This is a genomic window from Haematospirillum sp. H1815, from assembly GCF_012102705.1.
GTDB lineage: Bacteria > Pseudomonadota > Alphaproteobacteria > Rhodospirillales > Rhodospirillaceae > Haematospirillum.
Window position 1 is genome coordinate 15741 of the sequence record NZ_JAAVTA010000010.1, and the last position, 25338, is coordinate 41078.

Sequence of the window (25338 nt, forward strand, 5' to 3'; positions counted from 1 at the left end):
CTTATCCACCCCTGACGACAGTCCTAGACCATCTGCACGAACGTGTCACTCTCTTGGTCAAGCTGCCACAGGATGCCTTCACGCATGTCAAACCACCAGCCGTGCAAAGCAATCTTGCCTGCATTCTCGGCATCGCGGACAAACGGGAATGTCCTCAGGTTGGACAACGACCTACGCAAGGAACTCTGGCTGACCGGATCGGGGTCATCATCCTCATGCCCGGCGCAATCCCCCATCAGCGAGATCCAGGGATTGATAAACGGGCGGTCCATCTTCTGCCCCTGACGAGCGGCGACCAAGGCCCGCATACCACCACAGCCGGAATGAGCCAGCACAATCACATCGGCAACCTTCAGGTCGCGCACGGCATACTCTATTGCCGCCGAGGTGCCGTGGTAGGCTCCATCCTGTTCACACGGGGGGACCAGGGCGGCCACGTTACGCACAACAAACAGCTCCCCCGGCTCGGCATTGGTCAGGATAGCTGGATCAACACGGCTGTCGGAACAGGCAATCAGGAGCACCTCCGGCTGCTGGGCACCCTCGACAAGAGATACCGCTCGCTCTGGCCTTTGCTCGTAATAGGTCGAGCGAAAAGCCCGAAAGCCAGCCACCATTCTGTCAATTGTCCTGATTTTTTCCATTGTTCCTGTCATCTCATAAGCTCCTGTGTGTCACCCAGTTGCAACAGCACCCGGCCAAGCCTCTGCCCGGAAGCAACGGACGCCACATTGGTGCACATACGTCCTGCAATCAAGACTGTTTTTGTACTCTTTTATAACAAAGCTGGTCGGGTGCCGAGTGTCCCGGATTCACATGACCAGTTCAAGTGCCAGGGCCGTTGCCTCTCCACCACCGATACAAAGGCTTGCAATACCACGCTTCAGGCCATTCTGACGCAAGGCTTGCAGCAAGGTCACCACAATGCGTGCCCCGGATGCCCCGATCGGATGCCCCAGGGCACAGGCTCCCCCATGAATGTTCACAGCATCATGGGGCAACCCAAGATCGTGGATTGCTACCATGGTCACCACGGCGAATGCCTCATTGATTTCCCACAGATCAACGTCCCGTTTCGACCACCCTGCTTTGCCAAGAACCCTCTGGATAGCGCCAACCGGAGCCGTGGTAAACTGCGATGGCTCCCGGGCCTCCGTGGCGTGGGCTACCAACGTGGCCACAGGAGAAAGCCCACGCCGTTGCGCATCGGACAAGCGCATCATCACCACAGCGGCAGCTCCGTCGGAAATGGAAGATGCATTGGCTGCTGTTATCGTACCATCAGGATGAAATGCCGGCCTCAAAGTGGGTATCTTCTCCGGCCGCGCCAAGGTAGGCGGTTCATCAACAGTAACTTGGGCCTCACCATTCCCGGCAGGAACGGCCACAGGAGCAATCTCGGCAGCGGCTGCACCACTGCGGGCTGCAGCAAGGGCACGCTCCAGACTACCCAAGGCAAAGGCATCCTGCTGTTGGCGGGAGAAGCCATAAGCAGCTGCTGTATCTTCCGCAAAGGTACCCATCAGTCGCCCGCGATCATAGGCATCCTCCAGTCCATCCAGGAACATGTGGTCCAGCACCTTTCCAGATCCCATTCTCAGCCCAGATCGGGCATTCTTGATCAGATGGGGGGCATTGCTCATACTTTCCATGCCACCGGCCACAACGACCGAAGCCGAGCCAGCCAACAGCATGTCGTAGGCCATCATTGCTGCCCGCATTCCGGAACCGCACATTTTGTTAACAGTCGTCGCCGCGACGCGATCCGGCAAACCGGCCCCCCGCAAAGCCTGACGAGCAGGAGCCTGCCCAAGCCCGGCAGACAGAACGCACCCCATCACCACTTCATCGACGTCAGCGACATCAACCCCCGAACGTTCGACAGCGGCACGGACAGCAACACTGCCCAGCGCCGGACAGGAAAGGGAGGACAGACATCCCCGGAACCCCCCTGTCGGGGTACGCGCAGCCCCCACAATGACAACCGGGTCATCTCCCCTTCTGGTCATATATCCCCCCGTTACACCATGATCGCGACACCCGACTCGCCCGGACCAAAATCACGATCTAAAAACACAACGCCCCTTGTATGAACACCTTAAGTCAAAACGCCTGATACGCTAAGTTTCCATACGGCAACCGTCAACCAAAGAATGCAAAAGTCTGGATAAATCAATCTCTGCAATAATGAAATGGTTAAGAAATTGCTGGCATTTTTCGTCTTTCAGACACACACATACCACCATAACAAGCCATCTATTGACCGTGGTTCCCCTTCGGAGCCAGCATGATGGTCAACAACGGACGGCGCAGGATCTGGAATGTCGGATGTCAGGGCTCAACTGGAAACCCCCCTTCTGATCATCGGCGACGGCGAAGGTGATGGCCCTGTCCTGTCCTTAGTCCCTCCCCCATTCAAAGGAATCCTTCGCAACACGTTCAATAAAATGGAGGGACAGCGCCAGGACCGCCTGATGCGTGTCGTCGGCGAGATTTACCCCATCCTGCAACGGATAGAGGCCAAGGCCTTGCCAGAAGGTGAGCGACGCTTGGCCGGAGTATCGCTCACCACAGCCATGCGCAAGGACGAATGCATTGAAAGAGCACTGCGTATCTTTGTTTCGGCCTGGAATTCCAATGTGTTCCGGCTGATTGACACAACAGGAAAGCAGGTAACTCCGGACAAGGGGCGCTCGTTCATGGGGGCCTGTGGGCTGACCATTGAACAAGCCCAGATGTATTTCATCGACCGGGCTGTAAAATCGATCTTCCGCAAGAACCCCAAAGCATTGAAAAGACTGGTTGGTGTCATCCGCTCACCGGATGCCCTGCCCCGTCTGCGCGTTCTGTCCCAATTCCAGCAACTGGCCATGACCGAGCTGATTCAGGGATTCGGGACATCAATCGGGCAAGCACTGGTCGAAATAGACCCTGATGTTCTCTATGCCATGGCAACCCTGAAGGCTTATCACCTGCGGGCCTTGCGACAGGTCCTGCGCTCGGGCTTCAAAAACATCGCAGCCTGGCAGCCCGACACAATCCGCGCCCTCGGCGTACACTTCACATGCGTGGAGCAGATCCGCGACATTGGCGAGGCTTTTGGATCCATTACAGACCCGGAGGCGATTACCGTCCTTGGAAAGTGGGAAATACGGGACATCACCGACAAGGTCAACGAAGAGCGCGCCAGCCGCGGAGAGCCCAAGGTATCCGGACACAAGTTCGAGACAGACTTGGGCCTTGCAGATAAAATCTTCGGGTCATGGTTTACGGCCATGCTGGGCATGCCGCCAGATATCCTGGAAGGGCTTGGAAACGTGGTCAAAGACATCCGGACCACGGACAAGGTAGACCGCAAGGATAAAATCGACCGCATTCAGCTGTTCTGTGACCGCTATCTGGAAATGCTGCCCTTGGATGTCTTGCGAGCACTGGGGATTGTGGGCAAGACACCATCCACCTTCGGGGAAGCCCTATATATTTGTGAAGGCCTGTTCACCAAACCCGGCTTGGGCCGCAAGTTCTTTGAAGGACCCCTGCAAACACCGGAGGGCATCAAAGCCCTGACAGCTCTCAAGGAGCAGGTGGGCGACATGCGCAAAAATGGCTCGATCAAGAGCGAGGCCGAGATCCAGCAACTGATCCAGAATTCAGACATGCTGGACGGCCCCGTCGCCCAGTACATCACATTCCGCTAGGTCGATGCGCCAGAAGAAGGTGCAATAACACCAAGCAACGCACCAGCCGCATCCTTCAGGATGGCCAGACACCCGACACCCGGCATATCAAACGGACCAACCGCTATGGAACCGCCGGACTGACGCGCCATCGCCATACAAAGATCCACATCAGGAACAGCTATATAGCTAAGCCAGAGATCACCAGCGCCAGCAGGGCGCCCTGCGGTACCGGCCTGACAGAACCCGCAAACCGGTGTGTCATCCGCATCAAAGGCCAACCAGTAATGCCCGTCCGGTGTTGGTATTTCAGAGAAAGACCAATTAAAAACAGCCCCATAGAAATCACGCGCAGCTTCCACATCTGCGGCAATCAGTTCGGTCCAGTACACATGTCCATGCATGATCAATCTCCGGCCTTCCTGGACCTAGCCCCTAGGCTCACAGGGACAATACCAAAATAAAAACCCGTCACCACAGGAGACGGGTTTCTCATTTCTACAATGGTGCGGTCGAGAAGACTCGAACTTCCACGGCCTTTCGGCCACAGCGACCTCAACGCTGCGCGTCTACCAATTCCGCCACGACCGCACTGTTGTAAAAACGATCTTCACAAAACTGTCCAACCCTTTGCGGCATAGCACTGTTTCTACACAGCCTCTTGCCATCAGGGAGCCAGTGGAATAGCACTTCATCTTCCTGCAATCAAGCATGATTTTACGAGGATCCCTATGTTTTCACCCGCCCCGGAATGGTGGCTGTCCGACACTCCCGTTCCCTACCTCGATGCTGTTGCCACCATGGAAGAGCGAGTTAACGCCATATCAACCGGCCATGCCGGGGAGTTGGTATGGCTTCTGGAACATCCTCCGCTCTATACAGCAGGTACCAGCGCACGGGCAGAAGAACTTCTACGCCCCGACGCATTCCCCGTTTATGAGACCGGGCGCGGTGGGCACTATACCTATCACGGGCCTGGACAGCGGGTTGGATACGTCATGCTGGATCTGAAGCAACGCACACAGGACATCCGCTGCTACGTCCATGCCTTGGAGGAATGGCTTATCCAAGCCTTGCGCATCCTGAACATCAACGGGGAACGGCGGACGGACCGGGTTGGAATATGGATCAACCGGGGCAATGGCCGCGAAGACAAGATCGCAGCCATTGGTGTACGGGTCAAACGCTGGGTCACCCTACACGGCTTTGCCCTTAACATTGCCCCTGATCTTACGCACTTCCAGGGCATTATTCCCTGCGGCATCAGCAGCCATGGCGTTACAAGCCTACAGGATCTGGGCGTGTCCATCTCGATCAAAGACATGGACACGCTGTTACAGCAAACCTTTGAGACGGTTTTCGGAGCACAGGCCACAGGCCCGATGCAAAAATGTCCGCCTATATCCCCGGAAACACAGGCATGATCATGCAAAAGCCGGGGCTGCAACAGCAGAACCCCGGCTTGCACTCTATTCAAGACTGAATATTCACTCGTACTCTATGATGGCAATCTCGCCAGACAGGGCCGCATCATAAGGCGCACGCAGGTCATTGTCGGGAGCTTCATCAATTTCCCCGACCTGCTCGATCTCCACATCTTCGAAACCATCTTCTTCCAGGGCATCAACGGCATGCTCAACAGCCTGATCCGGATCGTCAGCCGTCAACATTACGCTGATGGCAACGGGATCACTGCCTTCATCTGCTGTATCAGGACGGGCTTGCCCGACAACAACATAAACCACATTCTGAGCCATGCTCTCGTTCTCCAGTTCTTTTCAAGGCCAGTTCTCGCGGGGAATGCCAGACAGACCCCGGATACCCGCAGGGCAATGGCCAGCCCGTCGTTACCCGACACCGATACCGTCTTTTTCGGAAAGACACCAGCCCAAACCGCCTTCAGGCTGCTGTCAGGGTCAGGCCCAAGCCTTTGGCTGCAAGGCATCCCTGCGCTGACGAACCAGCTCTTCTGCAATTTGCACGGCGTTCAGGGCGGCTCCCTTCAGAAGCTGATCCCCGCACAAAAAGAACTCCAGCCCATGAGAACCAAAAGCCAAGCTCTGCCGGATACGCCCAACCTCCACATCATAACGGCCCGATGCGGTCAGGGGCATGGGGTACAGGCGTTCCTGGGGATCATCAACTACAACAACACCGGGGGCTGCCGCCATAATATCGCGGGCAAGAACTGGATCAACGGGCTTCTCGGTCTCAACGACAACGGTCTCGGCATGGGCGCGCATGGTTGGAATACGCACGGACGTACAGGAAACCGGCAAATCAGCCAACCCGAGTATCTTACGGGTTTCCCAAGTAACCTTCATCTCTTCACGGGTATAACCGTTATCTTGGAAGGCATCGATATGCGGGATAAGGTTAAAAGGCAGAGGATGAGCAAAAACAGAGTGCCCGGCCTTGCCCGTATCCAGCCATGCACGGGCCTGCTCTTCCAGCTCTGCCATACCCTCAGCCCCGGCACCGGATGCCGCCTGGTATGTGGACACCATGACCCTTTTCAGGCCAAAGGCCTGATGCAAAGGCCACAGGGCAACCGACAGGATCGCCGTTGTACAGTTGGGATTGGCGATAATCTGCGAATCTATAACAGCCGATGGATTGATCTCCGGCACAACAAGCGGAGTCCCCTCATCATACCGGAAGGCGGAGGAGTTATCGATCACCACAACCCCACGAGCCGCCAACCGTGGAGCATGTTGCTGCGCAAAATCGCCTGATACAGCCAGCAGGGCTATATCACACTCAGCAGCGGCATCAACTGAAAATGCCTCCACCGTCTTGGTGCCATAGGCCGTCTGGCACGTCTTGCCGGCAGAGCGGGCAGAGGCAAAAAGGCGCAGATCAGAGAGGGGAAAAGCACGGTCGGCCAAGACGCGCACCATCTCCTTCCCGACAGCCCCGGTTACACCGACAACAGCAACACGGGGACCAGCGGCAACATGGTGAGACATGAAAAAGAAGTCCTGTATATGAACCTTGAAACACGGGGGATTTATATCAGGCGATACAGAAAAGGAGAACAGGAAACCCCGCACACAGGGAGTATTTGCCCAAAATGCCGCAATCTGGCATGGTGCCGCCCTTGACCGGAAAACAGATACTGCACGGATACCATAGCTGTCATGAATAAATGGCTGAAAATTACCTTGGAGATGGGCCCTTTACTGATCTTCTTTTTTGCTAACAGTCGGTTTGGACTGGTAACAGCCACAGCGGCATTTATGGTGGCACTGATCGTTTCGCTGGGGATCTTCTATCTCCATAGCAGGACCATTCCCCCCATGCTACTGATCGGCGGGGGCTTTGTTGGTATACTGGGCGGGCTGACAATTGCTCTCGACAACGACATGTTCATCAAGCTGAAGCCAACCTTGTTTAGCCTTGGCATGGCCGCCGTTCTGGGCGCAGGGCTTCTTTGCGGGAAGATCTTCCTGCGCACCCTGCTCGACGGCAGCATCAAGCTGACGGAACAGGGCTGGAGACTGCTGAGCCTGCTGTGGATCGGCTACTTCGTCATGCTGGCAGGCGTAAACGAAATTGTATGGCGAACCATGGATACAGATACTTGGGTCAGCTTCAAGGTCTTCGGGATCCTGCCCCTGACCCTTCTGTTTGCTGTTGCCCAGACACCGGTTCTCCTGCGCCATCAATGCACAGACCAAGAAGAGGCCGAGACATCCTGAACTATCGCGTGCCCAACAAAGAAGCGTAGACCTCCATCTGCACCAGATCATGGCGCAGAGCTGTGCGGCGTTGCACGGCCTCGTGATCCTCTCCCCACAGAGACGACTGGTACAGCTCGTCAAGAAGGGAGGCATCAAACGCCGTCGCCGCATCAATGTGCCTACGCACAAGGGCCAAGGCAAGAATCAACGAGTTGCAACCCGATGCAACGCCATGGAAAACGGTCAGCATCTCGTTGGTCAGGCCCATTATAGCCTGCCTCATCGCCGCGACATAGGCACTGTCCTGCTGCTGTGGCATAAGCCCACGGGTAGCCAGAGGCTTCACATCCAAGACGTCCCCAGCCCAAGCCAGCAGCGGACCCCACGTCACGGCCTGTAGCTCAACCAAGTCAGCCGGATCTGCGGCATGATAAAAAAGGACATCACCGTGTACATGGTCCATCAGCCCTTCAATCAGGGCTGAACGTTGATCTTCCATACGATCCACAGCCGCGCTGGCCAACCGGGTCATCGGCATGGCAGCAAAAGACAGGCTGTCCCCCTGATCGTTCCATTCGCGGGCAATGGCTTCGGCCAAGACACGCGACTGCACCTGCAACGGCCTGCCGGAAGCGACGTTGATAGACTTACCGTCCAGCTCAACGCCGTATCCCGCATCACCATCACAACAAACGGAAGCCTGCTTCCAGAATCGCCGGGGCCGTTGCATCTGTTCCAAAATCACTGACTTACTTTCCACAATGTACGCACCACTTCTAGCGCAGAAGCCCTTTCAGCCCCTTCTTGATCGAGTCAACCGGGTTATCGGGTGCTGCCGGGGCCTGTTTGGACGGTTGCGCCCCATCAGAGGAAGAGGATTTTCCTCCCTGACCCAAGGCCGTCGCACACGGCGATGAATCAGCAGACGACGAACCCGCAGCATTCCCCCCCTGCAGGGCTCCCAACAGGCTCTTGCCTCCGCCGCCGCCAGCCAGCGCGCCGGCTATGGACAGGGCTGTCTTGGCCACGCCAGCAGCATCAACACCAATGGAAGGACTGGCCAATGTACCCTGCAAGCGCAGGAAATCGGCCAACGCCCCGACACCAACCCCGACACCTCCCTTGGCAGACGGACGGACCCCGACATCCAGAGCTTCCCGGCCAAGGTCCACCTTGCCTGATGACACTACGTTCATCTTGGCTGTTTCAAAGGCAATCTGCTTGTCCCAACCAAGGATACCATGGTTGGCCTGCACATTGATCACACCACACATCAGGTGGGTGTTGGGCTCACGCTTGCCGACAGGATTCAGCTGTTCAGTCAACTGGTTGAGAATGTCGGCACCAGCCCAGTCGATCAGGGCATTATTGATGCGCCCCTCCCCCATACGGACCAGGATACGACCGTCTAGAGAAGCCATGAGGGCAGCAACCGATGCTCCATTGGCTTTCAGCGAAACCGTGGCATCAGAAGACACACCCGACAACAGGTCGGTTTTACCAATCTGGCTGAACACACGGCCCAGAACCACCTTGTCCGCTTTGGCATCAAGCTTGAAATCAGCGGGACCAGCCGGTGCGGCAAGGTGGATGTTGGCAGTAACGGTTCCATCACCCAGACGCATGCTGGCCGGCGTAATGCCAAGTCGCCCGTTGACCAATTCCCCTTTTGCCGCCACGGCTTCAAGCTCAACCGCATCAGGCATCACCAAGCGGGATACCTGAACATCAAAGCGGGCATCAACAACTTTCAGGCCTGAAAGATCAAGACGCTCTGCTGAAAAGACCTTGCCGGAATGTGAACCCGCCGTCCCCCCGGCAGAAACAGACCCCGTACCCGCGGTTGGTGCAGCCTTGCCTGCTGACTGCGATGGAGGCAGCAATGCCTTCAGGTCAAGAAGAGGGGACTGCAGGGCAACATCGACGCGAGGACGAGCTCCTCCGGTCTCTATCCCCACGGTCCCTGTCACTTTTGATGAACCGGATGAAAGGACAAGATCCGATACCTTCCAAGCTGTTCCACCACCCGAAACAGACGCCGCAAGATCCACAGCCGGAATTTTTGGAACATCCCCGAGCAAAGGCTTCAGCTTTTCCAGGGATGATGCGCGAACATGCAGCTTCAACGCCAATCCGGCCCCAGACAATGGGTCCTTGATGGCACCATCGGCTGTAAAATCAATGCCGCCAACATCGCCCTTTACAGACAAGGGCCATGGCTTCCCGTCCCTGTCCTTGTTCAACAAGGCCGCAACGGGACCCAGCCCACCAGCTACATCAAATCCAACAGCATTAAACGAACCACGAATATCAAGCGAAACCGGATCATGAGGGGACGAAGCCCCCAAACTGACACCTGCAAGCTCAAGAACCTTGGTCGCACCGGTCTTGCCATCCCGCCAGGTCAGGCGGCCATCCTTGATCAGAACCGATGCCAGGAAGGGTATGGGAGCTCCTGCCGAAGGGGCTGCGTCAGGTGCGGGGGATCCAGACGGTGCCGATGCCGCGGGCTTCTTCTGCCCCTCGGGCTTGCCAACCGGGAATTCCCAGTTTCCAACCCCCTTGGCATTGGTTTCCAGAAGGATATCCGGCCTGACAAGAACCAGGCGCCCAACGCGGATATCACCGAACAGGGCCGGAATCAGCGCCAGTTCAGCCTCAACCCGTTCAACAGACACCATGTGAGGGCGCGATCCCCAAGACGCATTCGCAAAGCTGGCCTGATTGACAACGATCGCCGGGCTGAACCCCAAGGCGAGGTCCAGGTTTCCATCAAGGGTCAGACGACGGCCTGTCATGGCCTCAACCTGGGCGGCAACCACATCCTTGTACTTGTTGACGTCCAGCGTTGATAACACAACGGCCACACCAATAACCGCCACCACAACAAGAGCCACAAGGCCCTTCAACACCGTTGAAATACGCATTATTCCTGTCCCCTGCCCAACACACGCCCGATCAATGCCGGCAAGACAACCGGCTCTTCTGCCACGGCTTCAGCACCAGCCTGCCACAACCCGGATATATCATGATTGCCCCATGCCACGCCAATGGCTGATACCCCGGCAGCGCGGGCCATCATCATATCAAAAGATGTATCACCAATCACAACCGTATTTTTCCGCTCTGCACCCGTCTGGCGAACAGCCTGTTCAACAAGGAAGGGACTGGGCTTTCCCGGCCCGTCATCCGCTGTACCAACCGTCACAAAATAATCAGCCAGACCGTAACGCTCCACAAACGCAAGAACACCGCGGCGTCCCATGCCCGTCACAAGCCCCATCAGGATCTCTTGCTTCCGCAAATCATCCAGCACGGACCGGATATGTGGGAACAGACGGTCATGACCATCGCCCTTCTCTCGCAAAGCAGGAAAGATCTGACGGTACGCCACAGCCACGCGCTGATGAACAGCAGCATCATAATCTGGCAAAACAAAGGCCACCATGTCCACAAGAGGCAACCCCGTTCCACGGGCAACAAGGCTTGCAGACGGGCAGGCAATCCCCTCTTGCCGGCATGCCTCATGTATGGTTTCCAGAATCAGGGAACGGGTGTTCAGAAGTGTCCCGTCCACATCCCACAACACAAGACGTAGAGGCGTGGTCATTTTTTCTTGCGTGTTGTTTCAGGAAGCACGGCAAAAGGATCGGCAACCTCCTTCTCATCAAACCCGAAGGCCTCAAAGCTACTGACCATATGTCTGGGCAATGGGGCCTGTATCGTCAACTCCCCCCGTCCGGACGGATGCGGGATACGTAGCGCCCGCGCGTGCAGATGAAGCTTCCGCGATATACCTTCGCCCTGAATGTGGGCCTCGGCCCCGCCATATTTCCCATCCCCCAGAATGGGTGTTCCCAGATAGGCACAATGAACACGCAGCTGATGAGTCCGGCCAGTCAATGGCTCCAGATGCAGCCAGGTTACACAGCGCCCGGCCTTGTCCAGAACCGCAAACTCGGTACGGGCGGCCTGCCCCTCTTCCACATTGACTTCCATCTTCTCAACGCCAGCGACCGGAACCTTGGCAACCGGTGCCCGGATACTCCCCCGGGACGGATTGGGATACCCGACAACCAGCGCCCAGTAGATCTTGCGGGCAGCACGGGAACGGAACGCAGCCGCCAAGGCAGACGCAGAGCGGGCGGAGCGGGCCAGAACCAGAATGCCAGAGGTATCTTTGTCCAGACGATGCACCAGACGGGGGCGTTCCCGGCTGTCAAAACGCAGAACATCCAGCAGGGCATCAACATGCACCTTGGTATTGGTCCCTCCCTGCACAGCCAACCCGGGGGGCTTGTTCAGCACAAGGACATCATCATCACGGTACAGGATGGATTCCAGGATCATCGCCTCGTCATCAGGGCGAATGGCAGGTGCGGCACTGCGAGCCGGCATTGCATCGGCATGATCTGCTGGATCTGCCGGCAGAGGGGGAATTCTGACCATCTGCCCTGCTTCAAGCCGTTGCCCTGCCTTGGCACGGCGCCCATCAACACGCACCTGCCCCGTGCGCAACAACTTTTCCAGACGCCCCTGGGATACGGCTGGCCAACGGCGGCGGAACCAGCGATCCAGACGCACATCAGCTTCGTCTGCCGCAACAGGGATCAATTGAACACTCATGACATACTCCAGCGTACCAAGGCCATCCCCACAAACAGGGCTGCCGTTCCCACCACAACGGATCCAACCGCATAAACAGCAGCCAGACCGGCATGACGATCCATCAGCATCGCCAGATCCAGGGAAAACGTAGAGAAGGTTGTAAACCCGCCAAGAACGCCGACAAACAAAAAAACCTGCCAGAAACCGGGTAATGACCATTTTCTGGCAACAATCTCGACCAGAATCCCCATAATCAGGGAACCAGCGACATTGACCACCAGAGTACCCCACGGAAAGCCCGATCCGGCCCAACGTCCAACACCCGCCATCACAGCATACCGCAGCACAGACCCCAAGGCTCCGCCAACCGCCACTGCCACAACAGCCCACACACTCATGACTTGCCTTTCATCGCGACACGACGAGCCCGCAGTCGGCCCCAGTAATCCAGACGGCGGCGTATTTCCCTCTCGAATCCACGCTCGGGAGGGTTATAGAACGGCACCCGCTCCATCCCCTCGGGGAAATAGTCCTGCCCGGAGAATCCATCCGGTTGATCATGATCATAGGCATACCCCGCCCCATACCCCAAAGTCTTCATCAAGGCGGTCGGGGCATTGAGAATATGGGGCGGAGGCATCAGCGACCCTGTCTGCCGGGCCGCCTTGCGGGCCGCCTTCCAGGCCACATAAGCCGCATTGGATTTCGGGGCTGTCCCCAGATACAGGACAAGTTGCACCAAGGCCAGCTCCCCTTCCGGAGATCCCAGCCGATCAAACGCATCCCACGCCGCGATCGCCTGGTCCAAGGCTGCGGGATCAGCAAGACCGATATCTTCCACAGCAAACCGGACAAGCCGTCGCAGAATATAGGCAGGGTCCTCACCACCCTCGATCATACGGGCACACCAGTACAGGGCCGCATCCGGGTCCGATCCCCGAAGAGACTTATGCAAGGCGGAAATCAGGTTATAGTGCCCCTCTCGGTCCTTGTCGTAAACGGGTGCCCGCTTCTGAAGCAGGCGGACCAGATCCTCCGTTCCCAGGAACACGCCAGTTGCACTTCCAAAAACCTCTTCGGCCATCGCCAGCATATAGCGCCCGTCACCATCAGCCATCGCCCGCATTTGCTCACGTGCCTCAGGCTCCAGGGGCAAAGGCCGGGCCATGATCTCTTCTGCGCGGGCCAGGAGCTGTTCCAGCGCATCATCGTCCAGGCGCCTGAGAACAAGGACCCGCGCCCGCGACAGCAAAGCCGCATTCAACTCAAAGCTGGGGTTCTCGGTGGTTGCCCCGACCAAGGTAATGGTTCCGTCCTCCACGTAGGGCAAAAAAGCATCCTGCTGTGCACGGTTGAAACGATGGATCTCGTCCACGAACAACAAGGTGCCCCGGCCGACAGAACGCCGCTGCTTGGCAGCATCAAAAACCTTGCGCAAATCAGCCACACCGGAAAAAACGGCTGACAGGGGCTCAAAGTGAAGCTCCGTCTGTTCGGCAAGAAGCCGGGCAATCGTGGTCTTTCCACACCCCGGAGGCCCCCAGAGGATAACCGAGGACAGGCGCTGTGTCCGCAGCATGCGCCCCAAGGGCCCGTCCTCTGCCAGAAGGTGAGCCTGCCCGACCACATCCGAAAGCCGCCGGGGCCTGAGGTGATCCGCTAACGGACGTGGCGCAGCTTGTTCAAACAATCCTGTCATAATCACCGGATCCGGAAATTCATGACATTGCCGTCACGAAGCACGGTAATGAGCCACCCACCCGGTGCAGGCTGATCCAACAGGGAAACCGCGTCAGGCACCGCAACCACTTTCTTGCTGTTGATAGACTGCAAGACATCACCCGGCTGTATACCAAGACGGGCTGCATAGCCGTTACGGCGCACCGCTGTCACAACAACCTGTCCCGCAAAAACATCCCACCCGGTTTCCTCGGCCAAGGCTGGGTTGGCATTTGCCAGACGGATACCATCCAAGGGATTGCGGGGCCCCTTGATTTCCGTTTCTTGGCGCGGTGGGTTTTCCGGCGGCGGCTCCAAGGTGAAAGCCAGCTGGACCGGCTTACCCTTGCGAATGACGGACAGCTCCGCACGGCTCCCCAGCTCCAGACTGGCAATCTGATAACGCAGGGCCTGCCAATCCATCACATCATGACCATTAACAGCGATAATCACATCGCCGCGTTTCAATCCAGCCCGATCTGCCGGACTGTCAGGATCAACGCGCGCCACCAGCACACCACCCGGACGATCCAAGCCCAAGGATTCAACAAGCTTCGAGTCAGCAACCTGTCCACCAGCACCAAGCCAAGGACGAACGGCCTTTCCTGTCGCCAGAATACTTTTAACCGTCGTATTCACCATAGTGGCAGGAATAGCAAAACCCAGCCCCAGACTGCCGCCATCACGGCTATAGATCGCCGTATTGACACCAGCCAGGCGACCATCCGTCGTAACCAGGGCCCCACCTGAATTACCGGGATTAATGGCAGCATCGGTCTGAATAAATGAACGGTAATCAGAGACGCCGATATTGGTCCGCGCCAATGCGGAAACAATGCCACTGGTGACCGTTTGTCCAACACCAAAAGGATTCCCGATCGCAATCACCAGATCGCCAACCTCCAGCGCGCCAGAATCAGCCAGCTCAAGAAAAGGAAGGGATTGCGGCCCATCCTTCAGCCTTAGAACCGCCAAATCTGTACGGGGATCCGCCCCGACCAGCTCTGCCTCAAACTCCCTGCGATCCGACAGGACAACCGTAATCTCGGCCGCGCCATCGATAACGTGGTTATTCGTAACGATAACACCATCCGGACGCAGAATAACCCCCGACCCCAAAGAATTCTGAACCCGTTCACGGGGAATACCAAAGCCCGGAGAATCACCCAAAAAACGACGGAAAAATGGATCTGCCATCAAAGGCAACGTCTCGCGGGTAACGATAACCTTCTTGGTGTAAATGTTCACAACAGCCGGAGCAGTACGCCTCACAACCGGAGCAAATGAAAGGGTCACCTGTTGACGAGAGGATGGAACCTCAGGATTTGCACCCGCAGCAGACCAGACGGAGCCTATCAGAAAACACAGCAACACCAGATTCAGAAAACGCACAACAGCATCCTCACCAACACGACACAGCCTGCTTGTAACGTGGGGTATCAAAACACGAAATACCAGCCCGGATTAGCACCCAAGGCCAGAAAGCAGAAAGGGCAGCCTGATCAGGCTGCCCTCCACAACAACACACGCGGCAGATTGATTATTCCTGCTCGGCAGCTGCCAGTTCCGCTGCAACACGAGCCTTGTCTTCGGCCCCCTTCGCAGCAGGATCACGATCAACCAGCTCGATAATCGCCATAGGGGCACAGTCACCATAACGGAAACCAGCTTTCAGAACGCGCGTATAACCACCTGGTCGACCCTGATAACGCTCTGCCAGAACAGAAAACAACTTGCTGACGACCGTCTCGTCACCAATCTGAGCAATCGCCTGACGGCGAGCATGCAAGTCACCGCGCTTGGCAAGCGTAATCAGCTTCTCGGCAATCGGACGCAGATCTTTTGCCTTGGGCAAAGTGGTACGAATTTGCTCGTGCCGGATCAGAGCGGCAGCCATGTTGGCAAACATAGCCTTGCGGTGGGACGATGTGCGATTAAGCTTGCGGCCGGACATTCCGTGACGCATGGCTGTCTCCTTTCCAGTTTCTTGGCCCCGCTCGCGGAGCCGATGAGAATTCTTGTTCCCGCCGCCAGTTTAAAATTTATGGAAGCGATGCAGAACAAGACTGGGACATTATGTCCCCGAACCAAAACAACACCGGCCTGCTCAAGAACACAGTTCTAAGGAAGCAGGCCGGAGCCGATGATCAATAAGGGTCCTCGAGCTTCTTGGCAAGTTCTTCAATATTCTCAGGCGGCCAGTTCGGCACTTCCATACCAAGATGCAGGGACATGTGCGCAAGCAGGTGCTTGATCTCATTCAAGGACTTACGACCAAAGTTCGGAGTACGAAGCATCTCTGCCTCGGTCTTCTGAACCAAGTCACCAATGTAACAAATATTGTCGTTCTTCAGGCAATTGAATGAACGAACACTCAACTCCAACTCATCAACCTTCCTCAAAAGATTGCGGTTGAATGGCAGATCATCTTCCTTATACGCTTCAGAAGCAGCCTGCGGCTCGTCAAAATTGATGAAGAGAGCAAGCTGATCCTGAAGAATACGGGCTGCCAAGGCAACAGCATCTTCCGGCGTCACAGCACCATTGGTCTCTACGTTCATGACCAGCTTGTCATAGTCCGTCACCTGACCAACACGCGCATTCTCAACGCGATAGGACACACGACGAACCGGAGCAAAAATCGAATCAACCGGGATCAAGCCAATAGGTGAATCCTCGGAACGATTATTCGCAGCCGGCACGTAACCCTTGCCGGTATCAACGGTCAACTCCATGTTAAAGGAGGCGTTGGTATCAAGATGACAGATCACCAAGTCGGGATTCAGCACCTCCACACCATGACCTGTTTCAATGCTTCCGGCAGTCACAACGCATGGACCCGTTACCTTGAGGTTCATGCGTCTGGAACCTTCACCCTGCATTCTCAAGGCAAGAGCCTTGATGTTCAGAATGATATCCGTGACATCTTCCCTGACACCGGGGACAGAGGAAAACTCGTGGAGGACGCCTTCAATCTGGATCGCGGTAACAGCCGCACCCTGGAGGGAAGACATCAAAACACGACGCAGGGCATTACCCAAGGTCATGCCAAAGCCGCGCTCAAGCGGTTCTGCAACAACGGTTGCCGTGCACGCGGGATCGTCACCGGGCTCGACGTTGAGTTTTTGCGGTTTGATTAGTTCCTGCCAGTTTTTCTGGATCACGGATGCACCCTCTTGCTAACGGGGCCAGGCCAAACCGTGCTGACAATAACCGACCTTGGAATCAGTAGAAAACTGAAACAAGAGACGCATCATCGCAACACGGCATTCGGTTCATCACACCAAAGCCGCCATGCCCCGGAATATTCCGGGGCGGCGGTCACACAAAACGAATCTGACAGTCAGACCCTACGCCGCTTACGCGGACGACAGCCATTGTGCGGTATAGGGGTAACATCACGAATGGAGGTAACGGTAAACCCGGCTGAAACCAAGGCTCTCAGTGCGGACTCACGACCAGAGCCCGGTCCGGCAACCTCAACCTCCAAGGTCTTCATACCATGATCCAGAGCCTTGCGACAGGCGTCTTCAGCCGCCACCTGCGCGGCATACGGCGTAGACTTGCGGGAGCCTTTGAAGCCCTGCATACCAGCAGAGGACCAAGAGATTGAATTCCCCTGCACGTCCGTTATGGTAATGATTGTGTTGTTGAAGGTCGCATTCACGTGGGCAATTCCGGACGTGATGTTTTTGCGTTCGCGACGACGGGGACGCGCAGCAGCTGCCTTGGCCATTGCCGTATCTTGCCTTCTCTCTAATTACTTCTTCTTGCCGGCGATCGGCTTTGCCGGTCCCTTGCGGGTACGGGCATTTGTGTGGGTACGCTGGCCACGAACAGGAAGCCCTTTGCGATGGCGCAGACCGCGATAGCAGCCAAGGTCCATCAGACGCTTGATGTTCATTGCAACTTCGCGACGCAGATCACCTTCCACCTTATAGGCGCTGTCAATCAGCTCACGCAGACGAAGAACATCTTCGTCTGACATTTGATTGACCCTGAGGGACGGCGCAAAGGACATCTTTTCGCAGATATCTTTCGCATGCTTTGGACCAATACCATAGATATACGTCAGCGCGACTTCCACGCGCTTGTTGGTCGGAATGTTAACGCCAGCGATACGCGCCAAGGCCCGTACTCCTTAAATTTTCCAAACGACAAAGAATGCCGCCAATGTTTCTGTCCGCAGTCAGACTCGGAAGGAGCGCGATTATATTCACTGCTACCGGCAAGTCAACCATGCCCATGACACACAAGGCCAGAAACCTGACACACACTCCACTTTACGAACCAAGCAAAGCTTCGAGCTCGCTTGTCACAACACCGATATCTCTTGCGCCATCAACAACATACAAGAGATTACGCGCTCTATAATAGGGGATCAAGGGCGCTGTTTGCGCATGATACGCAACCAGGCGCTTGCGAACCGTATCTTCATTATCGTCAGCTCGACGGGAGAACTTGGTCCCCCCACACGAATCGCAAACTCCTGTGGCTTTGGGATTCTTGAAGGTATCATGATAGCCGGCCCCACACGCATCGCAGGTAAAACGTCCTATAATCCGCTCAACGAGAAGATCATCGGGCACCTGCAACTCGATAGCAGCATCCAGCACAACACCCTTCTTGGCTATCAGTATGTCAAGCGCCTCTGCTTGGGCAACATTGCGCGGGAAACCGTCCAGAATAAAGCCCTGACGGGCATCATCACAATCCAGACGGTCATCAATAAGATTAATGACAATCTCATCTGAAACTAGATGGCCGCTATCCATCACAGCCTTCGCCTTCAAGCCCGTTGCACTCTTTGCAGCCACAGCAGCGCGAAGCATTTCGCCTGTTGAAAGCTGGACAATGCCGTAGCGTTCACGAAGCCTCTGGGCCTGAGTCCCCTTGCCTCCGCCGGGAGGCCCCATAAGAATCAGTCTTTTTCCCGCCATCAGCCTCGCCGCCCTTTCAACTTCGACTTTCTGATAAGCCCTTCATATTGATGTGCTAACAGATGAGACTGGACCTGCGTAACCGTATCCATAGTCACACTGACAACAATCAGAAGGCTAGTCCCTCCAAAGTAAAATGGAACAGCCAAACGTGTAATCAGAATCTCAGGCAGAATGGAAATAAAGACAAGATAAAGTGCGCCAACAACCGTTAGACGGGTCAACACATAATCCATATACTCAGCTGTATTCTTTCCCGGACGAATGCCCGGAATAAACCCACCGTGCTTCTTCAGATTATCTGCCGTTTCATGAGGGTTAAAAACAACAGCTGTGTAGAAGAAAGCAAAGAATGCAATCAGCGCAGCATATAGCAACATATAAACTGGTTGCCCATGACCAAGCCAACCAACCAGTCCCTGAAGCCAGTCAGGCCCGCTGCCCGCATAAAAACTGGCTACAGTTGTTGGCAGCAACAGTATTGAGCTAGCAAAGATGGGCGGTATCACACCCGCAGTGTTAATCTTCAAGGGCAGGTGAGTGCTTTCGCCACCATACAAACGGTTGCCTACCTGGCGCTTTGGATATTGTATGAGGATACGGCGTTGCGCACGTTCCATAAACACAATAAAGGCAATAACGCCAACAGCCATCAGCAGAAGCACAAGGATCAACAACGGGTGCAATGCCCCGGTGCGGCCCAGCTCCAGAGTGGCAACAAGGGCCTGCGGCAGATTGGCTACAATACCAGCGAAGATAATAAGCGAGATACCATTACCGACACCCCTTGCCGTTATCTGCTCTCCCAGCCACATGAGAAACATCGTCCCACCAACAAGGGTCACGACGGTTGTAAAGCGGAAGAAAAAACCAGGATCAACAACAACAGCGCCACCGCTACCAGTCATGGACTCCAGACCAGCCGCGATTGCCCAAGCCTGGAATGCTGCGATCACAACGGTAAGATATCGCGTATACTGATTAATTTTCTTACGACCAGCCTCGCCCTCTTTCTTCAAAGCAATCATTGACGGCGCCATTGTCGTCAAAAGCTGAAGAATGATAGAGGCCGAAATATAGGGCATAATATTAAGAGCAAACAGGGTCATACGGCTGAGGGCACCGCCAGCCAGCATATCAAACATCCCAAGGATGCCACCCTGATTACGGGAAAAAACGTCTGCCAATGCGTGTGGGTCAATACCAGGCAAAGGAATATACGTGCCGAGACGATACACAATCAGCGCACCCAAGGTGAACCAAATGCGCTTTTTCAGCTCCGTAGCCTGGGCGAAAACGCCCCAGTTCATATTGGCAGCAAGTTGCTCGGCAGCAGAAGCCATGCGACGCTCCAGGTATCAAAAATGTGCAACGGGGAGCCGCCTGACATTGGTGCCACTAAAGCACCATCTGCCGACGCTCCCCGCAAGAGCAGACAATAACCTATCACAAGGTCAACGTCCTATCTTGATCGTGCGATCAGGTTGTCTCGCCTTCGATAACAGGGGCAGCCAACATCACAACCTTGCCGCCCAGTTTCTCTACTGCATCAACAGCAGAGCGGGAAGCACCTGCAACTTCGATGGTTACCTTCGCACTGAAATCACCATGCCCCAGAAGACGAATGCCATCGCGAACACGACGCACAACACCTGCAGAAACCAGTTTCTCGGCTGTAATAACAGCAGATATATCTAGTTTGCCTGCATCAACCGCTGTCTGGAGACGTCCGAGATTCACGGCAACATAGTCTTTACGGAAGATATTGGTGAAGCCACGCTTGGGAAGACGACGATAGATAGGCATCTGCCCACCTTCGAAGCCATTGATCGAGACACCTGTACGGGATTTCTGTCCCTTGACGCCACGACCACCGGTTTTTCCCTTACCAGAGCCTATACCACGACCAACGCGCATCCGTTTCTTGGTTGCACCTTCGTTATCGCGTAATTGATTTAACTTCATATTGAAGGATCCTGTCTTACTAACCCCGGAAACAAGCGAAGACCAAATGACCTTCGCCTCTTCCGAGTCGGCTTACGCCTCTATGACCTTCACGAGATGAGCCACCTTGGCAATCATCCCACGCACCGACGGCGTATCTTCCAATACCCGGGTGCGATTGATCTTGTTCAGACCAAGCCCGACCAAAGTTGCTCTCTGGTCAGCCTTGCGGCCAATCGGGCTTCCTGTCTGCATAACTGTCAGCGTCTTTTTCTGGGCCATCATTCCGTCTCCTTATTCAGCAGAGGCGGCGTCTGCCTCAGCAGCACCCGTCATTTCACGACGACTGACGATTTCGCCAACTTTCTTATTACGCTTTGCAGCAACCATCCGTGGGCTCTCAAGATTCGCCAATGCAGCAAACGTAGCCCTGATCATGTTATAAGGGTTGGTAGAACCAACACACTTGGCAACAATATCTTGGACACCCATAGTCTCGAACACCGCACGCATCGGACCACCAGCAATAATACCGGTACCCGCTGGAGCAGATCTCAAAACAACATGGCCTGCACCAAAGTGACCGGAAATATCATGGTGCAAGGTACGTCCTTCACGCAAAGGAACGCGAACCAAGCCGCGCTTGGCTCTTTCACTGGCCTTGCGAATAGCCTCGGGAACCTCACGGGCCTTTCCCGTGCCAAACCCGACACGGCCTTTGCTGTCACCAACAACAACGACCGCAGCGAATCCAAAGCGACGGCCACCTTTGACCACTTTGGCAACACGATTAATAGATACAAGCTTGTCGGTGAACTCATCCTCGCGCTCACGCTCCGGAGCACGATCGCGATCACGACGATCACGACGCTCCTGAGAGGAGCGTTCAGCAGTGGGGGTACGTGCCATCTCGACTATCCTTTAGAACGAAAGTCCGCCTTCACGCGCCGCATCCGCCAGAGCTTTCACCCGGCCGTGGAACACATAGCCCCCACGATCGAACACGACATCCTTAACGCCGGCTTCAAGAGCCCGCTCGGCCACCAGTTTGCCAACAGCAGCAGCGGCTGCTGTATCGGCACCGGTTTTCAAATGCTCACGCAATCCTTTGTCCAAGGTCGAGGCAGCAACAAGGGTACATCCCTTGGCATCGTCAATAACCTGGGCATAGATATGCTTGGATGAGCGGAAAACCGAAAGGCGCAAACGCCCGGCGGCCTTCTTCCTGAGCTGATACCGCACGCGATCGCGGCGGCGCTCGAAAAGAGACAAATTTTTCGCCATTTCCGTTCGCCTTTACTTCTTCTTGCCTTCCTTACGCAGAATCTGCTCGCCAACATACTTGACGCCCTTACCCTTATAGGGCTCCGGCGGACGGTATGCGCGAATCTCAGCAGCGACTTGGCCAACAACTTGTTTGTCCATACCACTGATCTCGACCTGAGTTGGCTGCGGGGCCTTAATTACGACATTATCCGGAATCGGGAAGATCACATCATGCGAGAAACCTAGGGCAAGCTGAAGATTTTTACCCTGCACCGCAACCTTGTAACCAACACCGACCACTTCCAGATTCTTCCTGAAGCCCTCTGAAACACCCTTTACCAAGTTGGCAATACGGGCGCGGGTTGTTCCCCACATCATACGAGAATTCTTGGAATCACCAACAGGAGTCACAACAATCTTACCGTCCTGCAACTTTGCATCCACCAAGTCCGGCGAGAGAGAGAAGCTCAACTCACCCAGCTTTCCTTTAGCTGATACAATGCCATTGGCAATGGTCACAGAAACACCCTGAGGAACTTCAACCGGATACTTTCCTACGCGAGACATCCAGGCACCCTCCTCAGAATACGCGACACAGGACTTCGCCGCCAACATTGGCAAGGCGGGCCTCATGGTCGCTCATCAACCCACGCGGGGTTGAGAGAATAGAGATACCGAGACCGTTATAGACCTTGGGAAGATCCTTGATCTTGGAGTAACGGCGCCGACCGGGCGTCGAAACACGACTTATTTCCTGAATGACAGGCTTTCCCTCATGATACTTGAGCTCAACACGAAGCTCCTCAACGCCAGGACGAACAACGTAGCGCTCATAGCCGCGAATATAACCTTCGCGCACCAGAACCTCCAGAACCCCGGCACGCAAGCCGGAGGCAGGGGAAATAACGCTGGATTTCCCTGCACGTTGACCGTTACGGATACGGGTGATCATATCACCCACGGGATCAGTCATTGACATGGTCTGTCCTCCTTACCAGCTTGACTTGACCATGCCAGGGATCTGACCCTGGGACGCCAGATCGCGCAAAATAACACGACCCATTCGGAACTTACGGTACACACCACGCGGGCGTCCGGTAACCTCGCAACGATTACGATAACGTATCGAAGACGAGTTGCGGGGCAAAGAACTGAGCTTCAGAACAGCAGCCATACGCTCCTCGGGGGAAGTATTCTTGCCTGAGATCAGAGCTTTCAACGCAGCACGACGGTCAGCGTACTGCTTCACCATACGTGCACGTTTTTTGTTTTTCTCAACAGAGCTAACTTTCGCCATAAAATCTACTCCCCGCCCTTACGCCTTGACGAACGGAACCTGGAACTGCTCAAGCAGAACCCGGGCCTCGTCATCAGTTTTGGCGGTCGTGCAGATGGTGATATCCATACCACGCACCTTGTCGACCTGGTCATAGCTGATCTCAGGGAAAATAATCTGCTCTTTCAGACCCATATTATAATTCCCACGACCATCGAAGGCTTTCCCGTTCAAACCACGGAAGTCACGGACACGAGGAAGGGCAATCGTAATAAGACGATCAAGAAACTCGTACATCCGATCAGAACGCAAAGTAACCTTGCAGCCGATCACCATACCTTCGCGCAGCTTAAAGCCTGCAATCGACTTTTTCGAACGCGTGGGAACGGGCTTCTGGCCAGAGATAGCGGTCAGATCGGAAATTGCACCTTCAATTTTTTTCCGGTCCTGGGAGGCTTCGCCAACCCCCATATTAATGACCACCTTGGTCAGCTTGGGAATCTCCATGGGATTGGCGTAACCAAACCTATCCTGAAGAGCCTTACGAATAACCGTGTCATACTGCTCACGAAGACGCGCAGCCATAGACATTCTCCTCAATTCGCTATGACTTCGCCGGATCGCTTTGAAAAGCGAACCTTCGAGCCATCATCGAGGACACGAAAACCAACTCGCGTCGCCTTTCCGTCCTTGGGATCAACATGAGCCACGTTGGAAACGTGAATGGAGGCTTCTTTCTCGAGAATACCCCCTTGGCTCGTCTGCGTCGGACGCAAGTGACGCTTCACCACGTTAACGCCCTTGACCACAACGCGACCCTCGGAAGGAACAGCGCGAACCACCTCGCCTTTCTTACCAGCATCTTTGCCAGCAAGAACGATAACAGTGTCACCCTTGCGGATCTTCTGCATAATTACAGCACCTCCGGGGCAAGCGATATGATTTTCATGTACTTCTTGGCACGCAGCTCACGAACAACGGGACCAAAAATACGAGTTCCCACTGGCTCACCCTGCTTATTGATAAGCACAGCAGCATTACGATCAAAGCGGATCATGGTTCCGTCCGCACGGCGAACGGGGGCGGCAACGCGCACCACAACGGCAAGCTCCACAGAGCCTTTCTTGACGCGACCGCGGGGGATTGCTCCTGTTACGGAGACCCGGATCACATCACCGACACTGGCAGCCTTACGCTTGGAACCGCCCAGAACCTTGATGCACCGCACCCGACGCGCGCCGCTGTTATCAGCGACATCCAGGCTGGTCTGCATCTGAATCATGGTTTAAATCCTTAAAAGTCAAATTAAACCGGAACCCATGGCCTTAATCGGCAGAGTCCGCAACCAACTCCCAGCACTTACGCTTGGAGACCGGACGACATTCGCGAATACGAACGACATCCCCAACCTTTGCGTGATTGGCTTCATCATGAGCGGCATATTTCTTGGACCGCTTGATGAACTTTTTATACAGCGTGTGCATGAAGCGACGCTCGACTTTGACCACAATGGTCTTATCCATAGCATCACTCACCACCACGCCCTGTAGGATACGCTTGGGCATAGTCTTACTTTTCGCTCCTTATAGCGACAAGCCGGCGATATTACACAGCAGCCTTACATTCGTGAAGCACTGTTTTAACCCGGGCTATATCTTTTTTAACCTGCCGCTGACGAGAGGTATTCTGAAGCTGTCCGGTAGCCTTCTGGAAACGCAGATTAAACTGCTCTTTCTTTAAGCCAACCAAGTGATCAACCAATTGCTCAGGTGTCTTGTCACGCAATTCTTTTGCAATGCTCATGATCACGCCTCTCCACCCAAACGGGTAACAAACTTCGTCTTGATCGGAAGCTTGGCATCAGCCAGTTCAAGAGCGTGTCGAGCCACATCTTCCGATACGCCATCAATCTCAAACATAACGCGCCCAGGATGAACACGAGCTACCCAGTATTCAGGTGCACCTTTTCCTGATCCCATACGGACTTCAGCAGGCTTCCTAGAAACAGGGAGATCTGGGAATATTCTGATCCACACACGACCTTGGCGCTTCATAGCACGGGTTACGGCACGGCGAGCAGCCTCAATCTGGCGTGCTGTAATACGCTCTGGCTCCAGAGCCTTCAGGCCAAATTGACCGAAGTTCAGACTAAATCCACCTTTGGCATTTCCGTGGATTCTGCCTTTATGCGCCTTGCGGAACTTTGTACGTTTCGGCGAAAGCAT

The 25338-nt window shown here is 55.2% G+C and carries 34 protein-coding genes and 1 tRNA gene; 3 read left to right on the forward strand and 32 right to left on the reverse strand.

Going from position 1 to position 25338, the window contains the following annotated elements:
- Nucleotides 1-23: 23 nt before the first annotated feature.
- Complete coding sequence (locus HEQ60_RS08635) at nucleotides 24-656, reverse strand: carbonic anhydrase (RefSeq protein WP_168019931.1); 633 nt, start codon at nucleotides 654-656, stop codon at nucleotides 24-26.
- A gap of 156 nt (nucleotides 657-812) precedes the next feature.
- A complete protein-coding gene (locus HEQ60_RS08640; RefSeq protein WP_168071317.1) occupies nucleotides 813-2009 on the reverse strand; it encodes an acetyl-CoA C-acyltransferase in 1197 nt (398 codons plus the stop codon).
- A gap of 312 nt (nucleotides 2010-2321) precedes the next feature.
- On the opposite strand from HEQ60_RS08640, the gene HEQ60_RS08645 reads away from it, so the two are divergent.
- Nucleotides 2322-3698 carry a hypothetical protein gene (locus HEQ60_RS08645; protein ID WP_168071318.1) on the forward strand — a complete coding sequence of 459 codons (1377 nt, stop codon included), beginning with the start codon at nucleotides 2322-2324 and terminating at the stop codon, nucleotides 3696-3698.
- Here the strand turns inward: HEQ60_RS08645 and HEQ60_RS08650 are convergent.
- On the reverse strand, nucleotides 3695-4081 hold the full coding sequence (locus HEQ60_RS08650; RefSeq protein ID WP_168071319.1) for a VOC family protein: 387 nt from the start codon (nucleotides 4079-4081) through the stop codon (nucleotides 3695-3697). The two genes, HEQ60_RS08645 and HEQ60_RS08650, sit on opposite strands and share 4 nt — an antisense overlap.
- A 100-nt stretch (nucleotides 4082-4181) precedes the next feature.
- Nucleotides 4182-4268 (reverse strand) — tRNA-Leu (locus HEQ60_RS08655).
- 140 nt (nucleotides 4269-4408) lie between these two features.
- On the opposite strand from HEQ60_RS08655, the gene lipB reads away from it, so the two are divergent.
- Nucleotides 4409-5101, forward strand: coding sequence for a lipoyl(octanoyl) transferase LipB (lipB, locus tag HEQ60_RS08660; RefSeq protein WP_168071320.1), 693 nt, complete (start codon nucleotides 4409-4411; stop codon nucleotides 5099-5101).
- 63 nt (nucleotides 5102-5164) lie between these two features.
- On the opposite strand, the gene HEQ60_RS08665 is transcribed toward lipB, so the two are convergent.
- Together HEQ60_RS08665 and HEQ60_RS08670 are read right to left on the reverse strand one after the other, a co-directional pair.
- Nucleotides 5165-5434: a hypothetical protein gene (locus tag HEQ60_RS08665; protein WP_066132140.1), complete on the reverse strand. Its 270-nt coding sequence runs from the start codon at nucleotides 5432-5434 to the stop codon at nucleotides 5165-5167.
- A 159-nt stretch (nucleotides 5435-5593) separates the two neighbouring features.
- Entirely contained in the window at nucleotides 5594-6646 is a 1053-nt protein-coding gene (locus HEQ60_RS08670) for an aspartate-semialdehyde dehydrogenase (protein WP_168071321.1), read from the reverse strand.
- Between the two features lie 171 nt (nucleotides 6647-6817).
- Here HEQ60_RS08670 and HEQ60_RS08675 point away from each other — a divergent pair, with 171 nt between their 5' ends.
- Entirely contained in the window at nucleotides 6818-7378 is a 561-nt protein-coding gene (locus HEQ60_RS08675) for a septation protein A (protein WP_168071322.1), read from the forward strand.
- Nucleotide 7379: 1 nt separating this feature from the next.
- On the opposite strand, the gene HEQ60_RS08680 is transcribed toward HEQ60_RS08675, so the two are convergent.
- From HEQ60_RS08680 to rplP, 26 genes are all read right to left on the reverse strand, one after another.
- Entirely contained in the window at nucleotides 7380-8105 is a 726-nt protein-coding gene (locus HEQ60_RS08680) for an ATP12 family chaperone protein (protein WP_168071323.1), read from the reverse strand.
- 31 nt (nucleotides 8106-8136) lie between these two features.
- The gene (locus HEQ60_RS08685) at nucleotides 8137-10287 is read right to left on the reverse strand and encodes an AsmA family protein (RefSeq protein ID WP_168071324.1); all 2151 of its coding nucleotides are present in this window, start codon (nucleotides 10285-10287) and stop codon (nucleotides 8137-8139) included.
- On the reverse strand, nucleotides 10287-10970 hold the full coding sequence (locus tag HEQ60_RS08690) for an HAD-IA family hydrolase (protein ID WP_168071325.1): 684 nt from the start codon (nucleotides 10968-10970) through the stop codon (nucleotides 10287-10289). The genes HEQ60_RS08685 and HEQ60_RS08690 overlap by 1 nt, the downstream gene beginning before the upstream one ends.
- On the reverse strand, nucleotides 10967-11986 hold the full coding sequence (locus tag HEQ60_RS08695; RefSeq protein ID WP_168071326.1) for an RluA family pseudouridine synthase: 1020 nt from the start codon (nucleotides 11984-11986) through the stop codon (nucleotides 10967-10969). Before HEQ60_RS08695 ends, HEQ60_RS08690 begins: the two co-directional genes overlap by 4 nt.
- Nucleotides 11983-12366 (reverse strand): fluoride efflux transporter CrcB, encoded by a 384-nt coding sequence (gene crcB / locus HEQ60_RS08700; protein WP_168071327.1) that lies wholly within the window; start codon nucleotides 12364-12366, stop codon nucleotides 11983-11985. The genes HEQ60_RS08695 and crcB overlap by 4 nt, the downstream gene beginning before the upstream one ends.
- Nucleotides 12363-13667, reverse strand: a complete 1305-nt coding sequence (locus tag HEQ60_RS08705) for a replication-associated recombination protein A (protein ID WP_209315487.1) — start codon at nucleotides 13665-13667, stop codon at nucleotides 12363-12365. The genes crcB and HEQ60_RS08705 overlap by 4 nt, the downstream gene beginning before the upstream one ends.
- A 2-nt stretch (nucleotides 13668-13669) precedes the next feature.
- Complete coding sequence (locus HEQ60_RS08710) at nucleotides 13670-15079, reverse strand: Do family serine endopeptidase (protein ID WP_322099325.1); 1410 nt, start codon at nucleotides 15077-15079, stop codon at nucleotides 13670-13672.
- Between the two features lie 148 nt (nucleotides 15080-15227).
- Nucleotides 15228-15653, reverse strand: coding sequence for a 50S ribosomal protein L17 (gene rplQ / locus HEQ60_RS08715; protein WP_066132168.1), 426 nt, complete (start codon nucleotides 15651-15653; stop codon nucleotides 15228-15230).
- Nucleotides 15654-15834: 181 nt separating this feature from the next.
- Entirely contained in the window at nucleotides 15835-16851 is a 1017-nt protein-coding gene (locus HEQ60_RS08720) for a DNA-directed RNA polymerase subunit alpha (RefSeq protein WP_168071328.1), read from the reverse strand.
- Nucleotides 16852-17030: 179 nt separating this feature from the next.
- Complete coding sequence (gene rpsK / locus HEQ60_RS08725) at nucleotides 17031-17423, reverse strand: 30S ribosomal protein S11 (RefSeq protein WP_066132174.1); 393 nt, start codon at nucleotides 17421-17423, stop codon at nucleotides 17031-17033.
- Between the two features lie 24 nt (nucleotides 17424-17447).
- Nucleotides 17448-17816: a 30S ribosomal protein S13 gene (rpsM, locus tag HEQ60_RS08730; protein WP_168019956.1), complete on the reverse strand. Its 369-nt coding sequence runs from the start codon at nucleotides 17814-17816 to the stop codon at nucleotides 17448-17450.
- Nucleotides 17817-17970: 154 nt separating this feature from the next.
- Entirely contained in the window at nucleotides 17971-18627 is a 657-nt protein-coding gene (locus tag HEQ60_RS08735; protein WP_168071329.1) for an adenylate kinase, read from the reverse strand.
- Entirely contained in the window at nucleotides 18627-19970 is a 1344-nt protein-coding gene (gene secY / locus HEQ60_RS08740; protein ID WP_168071330.1) for a preprotein translocase subunit SecY, read from the reverse strand. The genes HEQ60_RS08735 and secY overlap by 1 nt, the downstream gene beginning before the upstream one ends.
- Before the next feature lie 136 nt (nucleotides 19971-20106).
- The gene (gene rplO, locus HEQ60_RS08745; RefSeq protein ID WP_168071331.1) at nucleotides 20107-20592 is read right to left on the reverse strand and encodes a 50S ribosomal protein L15; all 486 of its coding nucleotides are present in this window, start codon (nucleotides 20590-20592) and stop codon (nucleotides 20107-20109) included.
- A gap of 72 nt (nucleotides 20593-20664) precedes the next feature.
- A complete protein-coding gene (rpmD, locus tag HEQ60_RS08750; protein WP_416046641.1) occupies nucleotides 20665-20856 on the reverse strand; it encodes a 50S ribosomal protein L30 in 192 nt (63 codons plus the stop codon).
- Between the two features lie 9 nt (nucleotides 20857-20865).
- Complete coding sequence (gene rpsE, locus HEQ60_RS08755; protein ID WP_066132189.1) at nucleotides 20866-21480, reverse strand: 30S ribosomal protein S5; 615 nt, start codon at nucleotides 21478-21480, stop codon at nucleotides 20866-20868.
- Between the two features lie 12 nt (nucleotides 21481-21492).
- Nucleotides 21493-21855 (reverse strand): 50S ribosomal protein L18, encoded by a 363-nt coding sequence (gene rplR, locus HEQ60_RS08760; protein ID WP_168071332.1) that lies wholly within the window; start codon nucleotides 21853-21855, stop codon nucleotides 21493-21495.
- A 12-nt stretch (nucleotides 21856-21867) separates the two neighbouring features.
- The gene (rplF, locus tag HEQ60_RS08765) at nucleotides 21868-22404 is read right to left on the reverse strand and encodes a 50S ribosomal protein L6 (protein WP_168071333.1); all 537 of its coding nucleotides are present in this window, start codon (nucleotides 22402-22404) and stop codon (nucleotides 21868-21870) included.
- Nucleotides 22405-22417: 13 nt separating this feature from the next.
- Complete coding sequence (gene rpsH / locus HEQ60_RS08770) at nucleotides 22418-22816, reverse strand: 30S ribosomal protein S8 (protein WP_066132198.1); 399 nt, start codon at nucleotides 22814-22816, stop codon at nucleotides 22418-22420.
- A gap of 12 nt (nucleotides 22817-22828) precedes the next feature.
- On the reverse strand, nucleotides 22829-23134 hold the full coding sequence (gene rpsN / locus HEQ60_RS08775) for a 30S ribosomal protein S14 (RefSeq protein ID WP_168071334.1): 306 nt from the start codon (nucleotides 23132-23134) through the stop codon (nucleotides 22829-22831).
- 18 nt (nucleotides 23135-23152) lie between these two features.
- Nucleotides 23153-23698, reverse strand: coding sequence for a 50S ribosomal protein L5 (gene rplE / locus HEQ60_RS08780; RefSeq protein WP_066132206.1), 546 nt, complete (start codon nucleotides 23696-23698; stop codon nucleotides 23153-23155).
- 11 nt (nucleotides 23699-23709) lie between these two features.
- Nucleotides 23710-24024, reverse strand: a complete 315-nt coding sequence (gene rplX, locus HEQ60_RS08785; protein WP_168071335.1) for a 50S ribosomal protein L24 — start codon at nucleotides 24022-24024, stop codon at nucleotides 23710-23712.
- A 2-nt stretch (nucleotides 24025-24026) separates the two neighbouring features.
- Nucleotides 24027-24395 carry a 50S ribosomal protein L14 gene (gene rplN / locus HEQ60_RS08790; protein WP_066132214.1) on the reverse strand — a complete coding sequence of 123 codons (369 nt, stop codon included), beginning with the start codon at nucleotides 24393-24395 and terminating at the stop codon, nucleotides 24027-24029.
- Between the two features lie 43 nt (nucleotides 24396-24438).
- Entirely contained in the window at nucleotides 24439-24678 is a 240-nt protein-coding gene (gene rpsQ, locus HEQ60_RS08795; RefSeq protein WP_168019973.1) for a 30S ribosomal protein S17, read from the reverse strand.
- A gap of 40 nt (nucleotides 24679-24718) precedes the next feature.
- Nucleotides 24719-24916, reverse strand: coding sequence for a 50S ribosomal protein L29 (rpmC, locus tag HEQ60_RS08800; RefSeq protein WP_168071336.1), 198 nt, complete (start codon nucleotides 24914-24916; stop codon nucleotides 24719-24721).
- Between the two features lie 2 nt (nucleotides 24917-24918).
- Nucleotides 24919-25338, reverse strand: coding sequence for a 50S ribosomal protein L16 (rplP, locus tag HEQ60_RS08805; RefSeq protein ID WP_066132220.1), 420 nt, complete (start codon nucleotides 25336-25338; stop codon nucleotides 24919-24921).

Excerpts from the sequence above, each read along its gene's own strand:
- HEQ60_RS08635 (WP_168019931.1), bottom strand. The coding sequence starts at position 656 with ATGACAGGAACAATGGAAAAAATCAGGACAATTGACAGAATGGTGGCT.
- HEQ60_RS08640 (WP_168071317.1), bottom strand. The coding sequence starts at position 2,009 with ATGACCAGAAGGGGAGATGACCCGGTTGTCATTGTGGGGGCTGCGCGT.
- HEQ60_RS08645 (WP_168071318.1), top strand. The coding sequence starts at position 2,322 with ATGTCGGATGTCAGGGCTCAACTGGAAACCCCCCTTCTGATCATCGGC.
- HEQ60_RS08650 (WP_168071319.1), bottom strand. The coding sequence starts at position 4,081 with ATGCATGGACATGTGTACTGGACCGAACTGATTGCCGCAGATGTGGAA.
- lipB (WP_168071320.1), top strand. The coding sequence starts at position 4,409 with ATGTTTTCACCCGCCCCGGAATGGTGGCTGTCCGACACTCCCGTTCCC.
- HEQ60_RS08665 (WP_066132140.1), bottom strand. The coding sequence starts at position 5,434 with ATGGCTCAGAATGTGGTTTATGTTGTTGTCGGGCAAGCCCGTCCTGAT.
- HEQ60_RS08670 (WP_168071321.1), bottom strand. The coding sequence starts at position 6,646 with ATGTCTCACCATGTTGCCGCTGGTCCCCGTGTTGCTGTTGTCGGTGTA.
- HEQ60_RS08675 (WP_168071322.1), top strand. The coding sequence starts at position 6,818 with ATGAATAAATGGCTGAAAATTACCTTGGAGATGGGCCCTTTACTGATC.
- HEQ60_RS08685 (WP_168071324.1), bottom strand. The coding sequence starts at position 10,287 with ATGCGTATTTCAACGGTGTTGAAGGGCCTTGTGGCTCTTGTTGTGGTG.
- HEQ60_RS08690 (WP_168071325.1), bottom strand. The coding sequence starts at position 10,970 with ATGACCACGCCTCTACGTCTTGTGTTGTGGGATGTGGACGGGACACTT.
- HEQ60_RS08695 (WP_168071326.1), bottom strand. The coding sequence starts at position 11,986 with ATGAGTGTTCAATTGATCCCTGTTGCGGCAGACGAAGCTGATGTGCGT.
- crcB (WP_168071327.1), bottom strand. The coding sequence starts at position 12,366 with ATGAGTGTGTGGGCTGTTGTGGCAGTGGCGGTTGGCGGAGCCTTGGGG.
- HEQ60_RS08705 (WP_209315487.1), bottom strand. The coding sequence starts at position 13,667 with ATGACAGGATTGTTTGAACAAGCTGCGCCACGTCCGTTAGCGGATCAC.
- rplQ (WP_066132168.1), bottom strand. The coding sequence starts at position 15,653 with ATGCGTCACGGAATGTCCGGCCGCAAGCTTAATCGCACATCGTCCCAC.
- rpsK (WP_066132174.1), bottom strand. The coding sequence starts at position 17,423 with ATGGCCAAGGCAGCTGCTGCGCGTCCCCGTCGTCGCGAACGCAAAAAC.
- HEQ60_RS08735 (WP_168071329.1), bottom strand. The coding sequence starts at position 18,627 with ATGGCGGGAAAAAGACTGATTCTTATGGGGCCTCCCGGCGGAGGCAAG.
- secY (WP_168071330.1), bottom strand. The coding sequence starts at position 19,970 with ATGGCTTCTGCTGCCGAGCAACTTGCTGCCAATATGAACTGGGGCGTT.
- rplO (WP_168071331.1), bottom strand. The coding sequence starts at position 20,592 with ATGAAGTTAAATCAATTACGCGATAACGAAGGTGCAACCAAGAAACGG.
- rpmD (WP_416046641.1), bottom strand. The coding sequence starts at position 20,856 with ATGATGGCCCAGAAAAAGACGCTGACAGTTATGCAGACAGGAAGCCCG.
- rpsE (WP_066132189.1), bottom strand. The coding sequence starts at position 21,480 with ATGGCACGTACCCCCACTGCTGAACGCTCCTCTCAGGAGCGTCGTGAT.
- rplR (WP_168071332.1), bottom strand. The coding sequence starts at position 21,855 with ATGGCGAAAAATTTGTCTCTTTTCGAGCGCCGCCGCGATCGCGTGCGG.
- rplF (WP_168071333.1), bottom strand. The coding sequence starts at position 22,404 with ATGTCTCGCGTAGGAAAGTATCCGGTTGAAGTTCCTCAGGGTGTTTCT.
- rpsH (WP_066132198.1), bottom strand. The coding sequence starts at position 22,816 with ATGTCAATGACTGATCCCGTGGGTGATATGATCACCCGTATCCGTAAC.
- rpsN (WP_168071334.1), bottom strand. The coding sequence starts at position 23,134 with ATGGCGAAAGTTAGCTCTGTTGAGAAAAACAAAAAACGTGCACGTATG.
- rplE (WP_066132206.1), bottom strand. The coding sequence starts at position 23,698 with ATGGCTGCGCGTCTTCGTGAGCAGTATGACACGGTTATTCGTAAGGCT.
- rplX (WP_168071335.1), bottom strand. The coding sequence starts at position 24,024 with ATGCAGAAGATCCGCAAGGGTGACACTGTTATCGTTCTTGCTGGCAAA.
- rplN (WP_066132214.1), bottom strand. The coding sequence starts at position 24,395 with ATGATTCAGATGCAGACCAGCCTGGATGTCGCTGATAACAGCGGCGCG.
- rpsQ (WP_168019973.1), bottom strand. The coding sequence starts at position 24,678 with ATGCCCAAGCGTATCCTACAGGGCGTGGTGGTGAGTGATGCTATGGAT.
- rpmC (WP_168071336.1), bottom strand. The coding sequence starts at position 24,916 with ATGAGCATTGCAAAAGAATTGCGTGACAAGACACCTGAGCAATTGGTT.
- rplP (WP_066132220.1), bottom strand. The coding sequence starts at position 25,338 with ATGCTTTCGCCGAAACGTACAAAGTTCCGCAAGGCGCATAAAGGCAGA.